The following is a 12,286-nucleotide window of genomic DNA, read 5'->3' as shown; positions in this document are numbered from 1 at the left end:
TAAGTTCAGACTTGATATTGTTGTTATATCTAAAATATATTTTCTGAATAAAATCAAAAACTTAGCTTTACTCTATCTGAGTGTACAGATTATTCTACAACAAATGATATTAATTTTAAATAGAAAGCGAGTACTAATTCTTAAAAAAAAATTTAGTAATATAATTAAAATAATTTAATAATGTTAGGAAACGTAAATAGTATTGACTTTCTATGTGTTTTTTTTGTTAAATTCGCCACAATGTTCTAGCTGCACGAAATTGAAGAGTAAGAGGGTTTTTTAAACAATAATTGTCAACTCTTCAATTATATAAGTTAAATAATTATGAGGCATATTTTGAAAAAAGGTATTGTAGTATCAATTATTTGTATGGTTATGGGTAGTTTGGCTTACGCAGATGATCAAGAAATAAAAAATGTTGATCAGGAGGTTGAGCTGACTGATCAAAAAATAAAACCTGTTAAGTTAAAAAGAAAATGTATTAAACAAAACCCATTGGTCGCGGGTCAAACCGATCAAGCATTATTGAAAATTTATCAGCAGGTTTGTGATAAATCGAATGCTGGTCAAGTCAATGATTTGTTGGCTCAAGCAGCGATGAGAATGTATGAGCTGAAACAACCCATGAATGCTTTGACGTTGGCAAATGAGTTGCAACAAAAAAATATTCAAGGCGCGACGTTGACTGATGTCACTTTCCTAGCGAGTGTTGATATTGCAAATAATGCATTGCAACACATGCGAACCGATGAAATGCGTTATCTCAGTACTGAGTTAACTTATCCACCTGCTAAACAGTTTAGCGAGAATATTCGTACTGCATTACCTGCGCCTGTGATTACGACTAAGGCTGTAGAGGAAGCACCTAAAAAAGAAGCTCGAAGTACGAGCACCGCGAATCGACGTGTAGTAAGTCAACCTAAAGCACGAACCACTTCTGCACCGCGTAACACCTCAACACAGACTACTGCGCCAGCAAGTCGTCCAACAACCACAACACCAAGTGCTGTTCGACCAACAGGTACGAATCCATTCGCTTCGTTGAAAAAATAATCAAGGGTATAGAGTTATGGCAAAAAGAGAAAGCGTACAGAAAAAATTGCAACGTATTCGTCCTCCTCGTGTGCAGCTCACTTACGATGTCGAAGTGGGGGATGGTAAAGAGTCTAAAGAATTGCCTTTTGTCGTTGGCGTAATGGGAGACTTTTCTGCTGCTTCAGAGCTTGAAAAGACCAAATTGAAAGACAAGAAATTTATCAATGTTGATTTGGACAATATTGATGAAGTGATGGAGTCTTTAGCACCAAGAGCGGCATTTCAAGTTGAGAATACATTGACTGAAGAGGGCGGACGTATGTCTGTCGACTTAACTTTTAATTCAATGGAAGATTTTAGACCTGAGCAAGTTGTACAACAGGTTGATCCTTTACGTAAATTGGTTGCAGCACGTGAACGTTTAACTGATCTTCGAAATAAGATTTCGAATAGTGAACGTTTAGAAGATTTATTAGATGACGTGCTAAAAAATACAGATCAAGTACGCCAACTGAGCGCGGAGGCGGAAAATGAGTAATTTACAAGCTGCAACTGCATCAAATGTAGAAGCTGAATCAGCAAATTTGCTTGATTCGATCGTAGAGCAAAGTCGTATCGCGCGTAATGATGACGAGCATGTTCGCGCTAAAAGTTTGATTGGTGAGTTAGCCAAAGAAGTGATGGCAGGGACGATCACAGTTTCGGAAAATATGACCTTATCGATTGATAAGCGTATTGCCGAAATTGATGCTTTAATTTCAAAGCAACTTAGTGAAATCATGCACCATGAACAGTTTCAGAAAATTGAATCGACATGGCGTGGACTTTATTATTTCTGTCAAGAAACACCTTCGCACTCAATGATTAAAATTCGTATGTTAAATACGACCAAAAAAGAGTTGGTGAAGGACTTCCAAGGTGCAACAGATTTTGATCAAAGCACTTTGTTTAAAAAGATTTATGAAGAAGAATATGGCTCATTTGGTGGTGCACCTTACGCTGCGTTAATCGGTGATTTTGAATTCGATCGCACGCCGTCTGATATGTATTTATTAGAGCAAGTTTCGCATGTTGCAGCGGCTGCCCACGCGCCATTTATCTCTGCAGCGAGCCCCAATATTTTAGGTCTTGAATCATTCACTGATATCGATCGTCCACGTGACGTTTCAAAAATCTTTGAAACAGCAGAATATGTGCAATGGCGCTCTTTCCGTGAGAGCGAAGATTCACGTTATGTTGCCCTCACCATGCCGCATGTTTTAGGGCGCTTGCCTTATCATCCGAAAGAAGGCACAGCAACGGAAGGTTTTAACTTCATCGAAGCGGTGACGGGTGAAGATCATAATGATTATTTGTGGATGAATGCAGCTTATGCCTTTGGTACACGTTTAACCAATGCTTTCGATGCACATGGTTGGTGTGCTGCGATTCGTGGTGTAGAAGGTGGTGGTTTAGTTGAAGGTTTGCCAGTGCATACTTTTAAAACCTCCGATGGGGAAGTTGTATTTAAGTGCCCAACTGAGATCGCGATCACTGATCGTCGAGAAAAAGAACTCAGTGACCTCGGTTTCATTCCACTGGTTCATTGTAAAAATACAGACTATGCCGCTTTCTTTGGTGCGCAATCTGCACAAAAACCGAAGAAATATGACAGTGATACAGCAAACGCAAACTCTGCACTTTCAAGTCAGATCCAGTACATCATGGCTGTCTCACGTATCGCACATTATTTAAAAGCAATGATGCGTGACAAAGTGGGCAGCTTTGCATCAGCAGGCAATGTTGAAGCCTTTTTGAACGAGTGGCTCTCACAATATGTTTTGCTTGATGATGGTGCATCTCAAGAGGCGAAAGCACAATATCCGCTTCGTGAGGCATCAGTAAAAGTTGTAGAAGATCCTGCACAGCCAGGTCACTACAAATCTGTGGTCTTTTTAAGACCACATTTCCAGCTGGATGAGTTGTCTGTTTCTTTGCGACTCGTGACTGAACTACCGCAGTCCTCAAATTAAAAAATGAGATCAGCCAAAAGGGGAGGTTGATACTTCACAAATGTTTGCGACTAAAGATGTTTTTTAGACGATTCAAGACATAGCTGAGGTGTCAACAGACCCTAAAATAACTTTAAATAAACAGAGGTAATTTTTAAATGAAAGATATATACGTTGAGTTTCGTGGCAAATACAAGGTTGATGGAGAATCTCGCGATTCAGAGCACAAAGGTTGGCTAGAAGTTAACTCTTGGTCTCACAAAATCCGTCAGCCTAAGTCTGCGACTTCAAGTAGTGTTGGGGGTCATACTGCTGAGCGTGTTGAGCACGAAGATATGATTTTCCTTAAAGATTTGGATGCAACTAGTCCTAAACTTTGGGAAGCATGTTCTGCTGGTTATACTTTTGATGAAGTACAGATTGATTTTTATCGTGCAAATGGTGATAAACGTATCAAGTACTTACAAATCAAATTGAAGCATGTTTTAGTTTCAAGTGTAACTCCGATCGTAAATGAAGAAGGCGTTCCAACTGAACAGTTTGGTTTGAAATATGCTGCTGTTGAGTGGACATATAACCAACAAGATATTAACGGTACTGCGAAAGGTGCTGTAACTAAGAAATGGTCACTTTCTAACAATACAGCATCTTACGCTGCATAATTAGAATCGTGATTTTTCATAGAGGTTAATGATTCATTAACCTCTATTTCCCTTATCTTTCTGTTTTATCAAAATGAATTTAGATCATTTATATCCATATGGGTTTAGGTCAACACTGTTTGATCGCTTATTACCTGAGCATGAAGATTATTTAAGGGGATTGTCGATTCAACAATTACGGGAGTCGGTTGCTCGTGATTTGGAGGATCTACTCAATACCAGAATTGCGCAGTTTGATACTGATATGGATGAATATCCACTCGCAAAAAAGTCTATTTTGCAGTTTGGGATCATTGATTTCGTTGGACTTTCAACCGCAAATCCGTTGGATCGAGATAAGATTTGTCAGTCTATTGAGCAGTCTATTGCGGCACATGAGCCAAGGTTGCGACAGATTAAAGTCGAGATGTTGTTAGATGGGCATAATATGGGGGCATTGTGTTTAAGCATTCAAGCTTACTTAAATATTCATCCGTTATATGAACCCGTTTTTTTTGATGCTTTATTGAAACCGACGACACAACAATATGTTATTTCTGCAAGAGCTTAGCGCGAGAGAACTGTGATAGAACAACTTTTACCGTATTATGAAAAACAATTACAAGAGTTCGGTCAACAATCTAGAGAGTTTGCGCAGAAGTATCCAAAGATTGCTCAACGATTATCACTGAACCAAGAACAAATTGATGACCCTCATATTGAGCGGTTAATTCAGGCTTTTTCATTGATTGCGGCGCGAATTGATAAAAAATTAGCAGACAGCTATGACGTATTTACTTATTCGTTATTTGAGGTGATGTTTCCTCAATATTTACGTCATTTTCCAGCCTGTACTGTGGTCAGTTTTGAAGATATTAATAAAATTAAACAACTGACATCACCACATATTATTCCTCAAAAAACGGCATTAAGATCACGTAGTTTTAAAGGCGTGCAATGTGAATTTAATACCAGCAATGAAGTTCGTTTATTACCCATCGCGTTAACGGATTTGGATTTTCAGACTTCACCCAGTACGCATATGCATCTGAATCAGAATGCAACCTTAAGTTTGAAATTTGAAGTATTTAATGATGCTCAGTCTTGTGTACTTGACGAAAAACTTCCAATTTATTTAGATGCGATCTCAAATTTTCCATTACAAGTCTTAGATAGTATTTTTCACAAAGAAACAGCTTTTTCAGTACGGATTGGATCACGTATTGTCGAGATTCCCAATCCATTTTTGGTGATGGGTTTCACCGAGCAAGAAAGTTTACTTCCTGTTGATCAACATACGCATCATGCTTATCGGTTGTTGATGGAATATTTTTGTTTTCCTGAAAAATTTAACTATCTCAATCTCGACTTAAGTCAGTTAAAAGGTATCCTGCAGCAACATTCGAGTTTTGAAATTTTGATTCATCTTAAATTGAATCTAAATGATCAGGCTGTGGTACGTAATTACTCAGAATTGAATATCGCAAATTTCAAATTATTTACCACACCCGCAATTAATCTGTTTGAAAAACAGGCTGAGCCACAAAAAATAGCCCATACCCAATTGCAATATCCACTGGTAACAGATGCGCATCATCCTGAGCTATATCAAGTGTATTCAGTGATTGAAATGAATATGGTGCGGGAAAAAACCAATCTGGACCAAACCTATTTGCCTGTGCTCCCTTTCTTCGCGATGAGCCATTACCATAACGATAAAGTACAGTTTTTTTATGCATTGAATTACTTCCCATCGTCCAACAAAACCATGCAAATGGGATATTCAATTGTTTCGAAGCATTTAAAACCGTATGAAATAAAATCAGATTTTATTAGTACCAAATTGTTGTGCTCAAATGGTGATTTAGCGCATGAGGCTTTGGGTCAAAGCAATAATATTTTAAATCTAAATGATAGCAGTTTGGCTCGACGTGCTTTGATTCTGAAACGTCCAACATCTCCTTTTGAGTTTGATAAAAATAAAAATGAACAGTGGCGAATTATTTCGCATTTGTCATTGAATACTTTGGCGTTGATGAAAGGGGATGCGCTCAGCCACCTCAAAGAATTATTAGCCTTATACAATTTGCCACATTCCAAAGAAAATATTTTATTGATTGATGCATTGAAAACATTAAGTTTTTCGACGACCAATAAATTGGTCAATGCCAAACCATTTCCGATGTTTATTCGGGGGGTAAAAGTAGAGTTAGACGTGAATCGAAGCGTCTTTAGAGGGCATAGCTTATATATTTTTAGCCAGTTACTCAGCCATATCTTTAATCTTAAAGTGCAGATCAATAGTTTTGTTGATGTAGTTGTTAAAGATAGTCTTAACCAACAGGAGATATACCAATGCGTTCAGAACGTTGGTGGCAAGACGCTTCTGTAGTTGATCAGCTCTTTAAAAAGGCAGGCACTTTTGAGTTTATCCAGTCAGCCCGGCTATTGCGGCATGTGCCTCATGCACCTGTGTCTCGAAATTGGTCAGATGATTTTAAGTTTGAAACATCCTTTAGTTTAAGCTTTCCTGCGACTGAAATTGAAGAATTACGCTATCAAGATGAACGTATTTATTTGACAAATCTTGTTGTGGGTTTAACAGGCACACAAGGTACGTTGCCTTATACCTATACCAATAAATTAAAACAAAGTTCGAGACAGCAAAGACTCGAAGCGAAAGAGTTTTTGGGATTGTTCAATCATACTTTGACCGCGAAGTATGTTGATGCAAGCCTGACTTACAATTTACCGATCCGTTATGAAATCGAACAGGATAATCATTACCTCGATATTCTGCATGCCTTAAATGGTTATATTAGTTCCCAACATGAGCAGCAAGATTTAGAAGAATACTTTGCTGAATTTGCAGGTTTGATGCAAGGGCAGAACAACACCGCACATGCCTTGAAAACTGTATTGACCTGCATGTTTAATGAGCAGGTACATATTCAGGAATTTGTGAAAGAAAAATTCCAGTTAGGTGACGAACAGAAGACCAGTTTGGGTGGGAAAAATCCAAGTTTATTGGGAGTGAATACCTTTTGTGGGGATATCGTACAACAAATTGATGGCAAGATTGAAATACAAATTGGCCCATTAAAGCGAGAGCAATATTTGGCTTTTTTACCCGAACAACCCTTAAATAAAAAATTGAAGCATTTGATCCAAACGTGGTGTAGTCCAACGTTGTTTATCGATGTTCGGCTGATCTTGGATAAAAGTGAAATTGGTCCAATGGGTTTAAATTCGACCCATAATATTGGTTTAGGGCAAGGGGCGTTTTTAATGCCATCCACACAATTACAACATAACATTGAAACGCGTTATGCACTGTTGGGGGCGGCATAATGATGAAGAAGATTATCGCAATATTTATCACTTGTTTCCTCTTGGTCGGGTTGATTGTGATTTATTTTTGGCGTGATACCCAATATCAACCAGAATCAGGCGATCTCATCCATTATTTCCTTATATTACCTTTAATCATCACCTCAGTTTTGATTTTACCGTGGTTGATATATCAGGCTTATCAAAAGTATAAAGATAAAAAGCAACAAGCTTTAGCCGCTGAGCAAAGTCAAAATATTGAAGCTACTGAGCAAAAAGAAGTCCAAAAAAGCACGTGGTTAGAGCTGAACATTTATGCGGCAGGAGCATATAGTGCTTTAGGTGAAAATGATTCAACGCTTGAGGGTATCAAAACGCTTGCGGGGCCGTTGTTGGATAGCAATTTATTGGATGCGCATGGATCGCCCGTTTTGTCTTATCGTATTGAGGCATTGGATCAGTTGCTCAGTGAAGATACATCTGCAGATATGCAATTTGTCAGCATGCGACAGCAGCGAATCACGTTACTTATCCATCATCAAATTCAACAGCATAATGAAATTTTGAGCACTATTTCAGATCATTTACAACGTTCTAGTTTGTTTTATGAAAGCCAGAATTTGCATGAGTACCGTATGCATCCAGCTTGGATAGATCCGACCGTGTCGAGTGATGAGGGAACTGAGTTAAAGCAGATTGAGCAGGTCTATCGTTTAGAGAAGCTTAACTTGCATATGATAATTTCTGAGGATGTAATTCACACTTGGAATGATCAAAGCAGTAATGACGGTATTCAGGCCATTTTCTATGATTTAGGGATCATTCCACAGAAGTTTCATATCGAATATCATTTCGTCAGTCGATCATCTGTTGATCAGTATGTGGTTGAGTTATTTGATCGAATTCAAAAACAGCCACACGAAATTTCATTGATCATTGCAGCTGATTCTGAGCTTGATCAAGAAATTATCGATGAAAAAATGTGGGGCAAAAAAGCGTACACACCTGCTGAATATGTCAGCAGTTGTTGTGTTGCACCTGCAGTGGTTGAGATAGAACAGTTACAAGCTTTAAAAATCTTAAAGCTTGTATCAAATCAAAATAATTTAAAGCAAATTTTTGATGAGCTAGATATTCATGATTTACCACAATATGAGGATGAGGCGCCTTTTGTCTTGGTGATTGAAGATGGTTCTGATGTCAAAGTTGTTAAAAAACTAACGCAGTTTTTTGCAGAGAGTCCAATTGAACCGCATCATTATCTTTATTGCCAAACGATGGCTGGGCACACTCAAAACGTCGCAAAAGTTTTTGGATTGATGTTGGGGGCACAGCTTCCAGATCCACAGGTTGCTTTTGTGTATAGCCAAAATTTTAAAGCATTTATTCAAACTTTTTCTGAGATTAAGCAAGATCAGGAAAGCGTTGCGATTGCTGATTGATTAACTTTTTAAGAATTCGAGAACTCAATGTACATCATTTTAGGTTATCTGTGGCAGTACATCACCAATCCGAAAGCAATTATTGCCTTGTCTTTATTTGTGGCACTTGTTTCTTCCTATTCGGTTATTCCACGTCATATTTTTCTGGCTTTGGCTGCAACCTATGTACTGGGTTTAATCGTCTATGGCATTTATTGGTTGATCCAAAGAAAACGCCATGCTGCACAGGGTGAAGAGTTAGCCAATGCGATTGAGCAAGAAAGTAGTGCTGAACATGATCAACAAAAAGATAAGGCTGAATTACAGTTAATCCATCAGCAGATGAAAGAATCGATTCAGTTGATTCGTAAATCAAAATTAGGCGATAAAAAAGGTAATGCAGCGTTATATGAATTGCCTTGGTATATGGTGATTGGTAACCCCGCGGCAGGAAAGAGTTCTGCAATTTATAACTCTGGGTTAAAGTTTCCTTTTGAAGAAACGCATCAAAAAATGGTGTCTGCAGGTCTGAGTGGCACACGTAATTGTGATTGGTTTTTCTCAACTGAAGGGATATTACTGGATACCGCAGGCCGTTATTCGGTCTATTCAGAAGATCATTCTGAATGGTTAGGCTTCCTGAATATTTTAAAGAAAAATCGCTCCAAAGCCCCTGTAAATGGCTTGATTGTGATTGTGAGTATCGCTGAGTTAGTCAGTCAGAGTCCTGAAAGTTCATTGAAATTGGCCAAGAACTTACGTGCTCGTATTCAAGATTTGACCGAGAAATTAGAAGTTGTGGTTCCTGTCTATTTGATTTTCTCTAAAATGGATTTGATTGCTGGATTTACGGAGTTCTTCGATTGTTATGAATCGCAAGAATACAACCAAGCTTGGGGAGCGACTTTGCCGTATGAGCAGAACTCCTCACAAAATGCTGTCGAATTATTTGATAAACATTACAGCTTGCTTTATGACGGTTTGAAAAGCGTCAGCACGACGCATTTAAGTCGTCGTCATTCGCAAAATATCTCACCAAGTGTCATGACATTCCCACTGGAGTTCAAAACATTAAAGCCTGCACTTAAGAGCTTTATTGGGACTTTATTTGAAGATAATCCATATCAGTTCCAACCGGTATTCCGTGGTTTCTATTTTACCAGTGCTTTGCAAGAGGGCGTGATTGAAAGCCCAATGACAGAGAACATTGCACAAGAGTTTCAGCTTGAGCATATCCAAAGTAGTACCCAAGAAGGCATCACACCATCAGTTGCGCCGAATCATGGCTATTTCTTACATGGATTGTTCTCGAATGTCATTTTGCGAGATAAGGATTTAGTAAAACAGCACATTAACCCTGCTAAAAAACGTCAACGCTATATCGCATTTATCGGCGCATTGGTGGGCGTTTCACTGATATTGGGAGTATGGGTCTGGTCATATCGCAATAACCAACAATTGATCAGCGACGTACAGGCAGATTTAGATAAAGTTGTGCATTTAGAAAAGTCATCTGGTGGACAACTCTCAACTCAACTTGAAGCTTTGTTAATCTTACAAGAGCGTCTACAACAGCTGGATGAGTTCGATAGCAATCGCCCGCTCAAATTTAGTTTCGGCTTGTATCAAGGCAATCAATTGCGCGAAAGTTTAAAAGCTGAATACTTGAAAGGTATCAAGCAGATCGTGTTGACGCCAACTCAGCAAAATATCGCGCAATATTTGCAACGTGTTAAAAACAATGAAACAACGTTGAAAGAAAATCATGTCAATGTCGAAATCAAGCAGGTTGCTAAAACTCAACAGTATTTAGAGCCGTCTGATAGCAACCCTCAAGATGCTTACAATGCGCTTAAAGCTTATCTGATGATGAGCAATCCTGAATACATGGATAGCAGTCATTTGAGTGATCAAGTCTCTCGTTTCTGGCGTTCTTGGTTAGATAGTAATCGTGGCCAAATGCCACGTGGCGAGATGATTCAGGATGCGGAAAAGATTCTTTCTTATGCGATGACCTTGGCCAATCAAAGTGGTTTCCCTATCTTGGAAACTGATGCGCAAGTTGTTGATCAAACGCGTCAAGTACTATTGTCTGTCGTTCAAGGTATGCCAGCACGCGATCGTGTTTATAATGAAATTAAAATGCGCGCTGCAGTGCGTTTCCCAGCGGTAACAGTTGGTCAAATTGTTGGCGAGCAAAATCGAGGTATCGTGTTAGGTAGTTATGCATTGCCAGGTGTTTTTACACAGAAAGCTTGGGATGAATATGTGGAAACCGCCATCGATGATGCCGCAAATAAACCAACAGACAGCAAAGATTGGGTATTGAACAGTCGTCAATCCGACGATCTCACTTTCTCTGGTAGCCCAGAACAGATTCGTAAACAGTTGGTGGCTTTGTATAAACAAGAATATGTAGCGGAATGGAAAAAATTCCTGAATGGTATTTATTATGCAAAAGCGGATCAGTTTAGCCAACAAGTCAAAAATATTGATGTTCTAGGTGAACCACAAAACTCACCAATTCGCGTGTTATTACAACGCATAGCTATCGAAACCAATTGGGATAATCCGATTGTACAAGCAGAATTGGCGATTCCTGAAAAAGGCTTCATTGCGTGGTTCAAACGTAAAGTTTTGAGGAATTCGGATGATCAGCGCACTGTTCAAGCCATGAATAAAGCACAGGGTGCAATTTCGCAAGAGTACCAAATGTTCTATCAATTGGTGCGTAAACGTGATGATCTACAAGACAAATCATTATTTGATGAGTACATGAATAATCTCGCGCAAGTGCGTAGTAAGTTCAATGACCTCAAAACAGCAGGTGAGATTGGACCGAATGCAATGGCATTGGTGAAACAGACCATTACTGATCAAACTTCTGTCTTTAACATTACCCAGAAGTATGTTGATGAGAAAATGATGGTGGGTATGAAAGAAGCTGATCAGCAAGTGGCGCAGAAATTATTGATGAGTCCATTGACGCAGGCATTTTCAAGTTTGATCCTGCCAACTCAGGATGAGTTAAATAAACTTTGGGGTATACAAGCCTATCAACCATTCCAAACCAATCTTAGTCAGAAGTATCCATTTAATTCGAGTGTGACACTTCAAGCAACCAGTAATGAAATTGGTCAGATCTTTGGTGAAACAGGTAGTATTTCTCGTTTTGTGAAAGAGGCTTTAGATCCATTTGTGATTCGTCGTGGTTATGTGCTGACTTCTAAAACTTGGAAAGATTTAGGCATCAGCCTGAATCCAAAATTTGTGATGGCTTTCCAACAATATGTCGCACCAGTGAATGGTATGGCGACGGGCAGTTTGGATCAGCCGGCGGCTGCGCCAGCATCGAATCAATCTAACTTCCAGTTTTATCCATTGCAGAACCCGCAATTCTTGTCTTATACCATTGATATTGATGGGCAACGTATGGTCTATGAAAACGGTATTCAACAATGGGTGAATTTTGTTTGGCCAAATAAAGGCGCGATTCCTGGTGCTCGCATTACTGCGATTGATCTAGAAGGACAAACCCATACTATCTTTGATGAACCTGGTGAGTACGGGATTAATCGTTTGATTGATAGTGCACAACGTAAAGAGCAGAATGGTAGTTTTGAAATGCTCTGGAAGAGCAAGGCAAATCCAGCATTGGCGTTGAAAGTAAACTTTAGATTAATCAGTGGCAATAGCTCAGGCAACGTCGGATCAAGTCGTGGTTATGCAGATTTAAAACTTGTGGATAATGTGGTAACTGAGAAAGCAGTTCGCGTTGTCGCTGCCCAAACCACACCAACCAACACTGCTGCGACACCACAACCTTCTACTGTTTCACCATCTCAAGGAGCAACACCGTAATGATTAG

9 protein-coding genes are annotated in these 12,286 nt (G+C 39.1%); all 9 read left to right on the top strand.

The features are described 5' to 3' along the window. The first annotated feature begins 336 nt into the window (after positions 1–336). The 9 genes from EAH57_RS01475 to tssM all read left to right on the top strand — a co-directional run bounded on the left by EAH57_RS01475 (position 337) and on the right by tssM (position 12,279). A complete protein-coding gene (locus EAH57_RS01475) occupies positions 337–1,053 on the top strand; it encodes a hypothetical protein (protein ID WP_121928536.1) in 717 nt (238 codons plus the stop codon). A gap of 16 nt (positions 1,054–1,069) precedes the next feature. Continuing rightward, on the top strand, positions 1,070–1,573 hold the full coding sequence (tssB, locus tag EAH57_RS01470) for a type VI secretion system contractile sheath small subunit (RefSeq protein ID WP_121928535.1): 504 nt from the start codon (positions 1,070–1,072) through the stop codon (positions 1,571–1,573). Next, the gene (gene tssC / locus EAH57_RS01465) at positions 1,566–3,047 is read left to right on the top strand and encodes a type VI secretion system contractile sheath large subunit (RefSeq protein WP_005195655.1); all 1,482 of its coding nucleotides are present in this window, start codon (positions 1,566–1,568) and stop codon (positions 3,045–3,047) included. The genes tssB and tssC overlap by 8 nt, the downstream gene beginning before the upstream one ends. A 137-nt stretch (positions 3,048–3,184) precedes the next feature. Continuing rightward, on the top strand, positions 3,185–3,688 hold the full coding sequence (locus EAH57_RS01460) for an Hcp family type VI secretion system effector (protein ID WP_005195657.1): 504 nt from the start codon (positions 3,185–3,187) through the stop codon (positions 3,686–3,688). A 73-nt stretch (positions 3,689–3,761) separates the two neighbouring features. Beyond that, a complete protein-coding gene (gene tssE, locus EAH57_RS01455) occupies positions 3,762–4,238 on the top strand; it encodes a type VI secretion system baseplate subunit TssE (RefSeq protein WP_005195659.1) in 477 nt (158 codons plus the stop codon). A gap of 12 nt (positions 4,239–4,250) precedes the next feature. Beyond that, complete coding sequence (gene tssF / locus EAH57_RS01450) at positions 4,251–6,059, top strand: type VI secretion system baseplate subunit TssF (protein ID WP_121928534.1); 1,809 nt, start codon at positions 4,251–4,253, stop codon at positions 6,057–6,059. Beyond that, positions 6,023–7,018: a type VI secretion system baseplate subunit TssG gene (tssG, locus tag EAH57_RS01445; protein ID WP_121928533.1), complete on the top strand. Its 996-nt coding sequence runs from the start codon at positions 6,023–6,025 to the stop codon at positions 7,016–7,018. Before tssF ends, tssG begins: the two co-directional genes overlap by 37 nt. Further along, positions 7,018–8,439, top strand: a complete 1,422-nt coding sequence (locus EAH57_RS01440; RefSeq protein ID WP_121928532.1) for a hypothetical protein — start codon at positions 7,018–7,020, stop codon at positions 8,437–8,439. Before tssG ends, EAH57_RS01440 begins: the two co-directional genes overlap by 1 nt. Before the next feature lie 27 nt (positions 8,440–8,466). Next, positions 8,467–12,279, top strand: coding sequence for a type VI secretion system membrane subunit TssM (tssM, locus tag EAH57_RS01435; protein WP_121928531.1), 3,813 nt, complete (start codon positions 8,467–8,469; stop codon positions 12,277–12,279). Positions 12,280–12,286 lie beyond the last annotated feature (7 nt).

This window comes from Acinetobacter sp. 2JN-4, assembly GCF_003687745.1.
Taxonomy (GTDB): domain Bacteria; phylum Pseudomonadota; class Gammaproteobacteria; order Pseudomonadales; family Moraxellaceae; genus Acinetobacter; species Acinetobacter halotolerans.
This window is presented reverse-complemented; position numbering and strand designations above follow the sequence as displayed.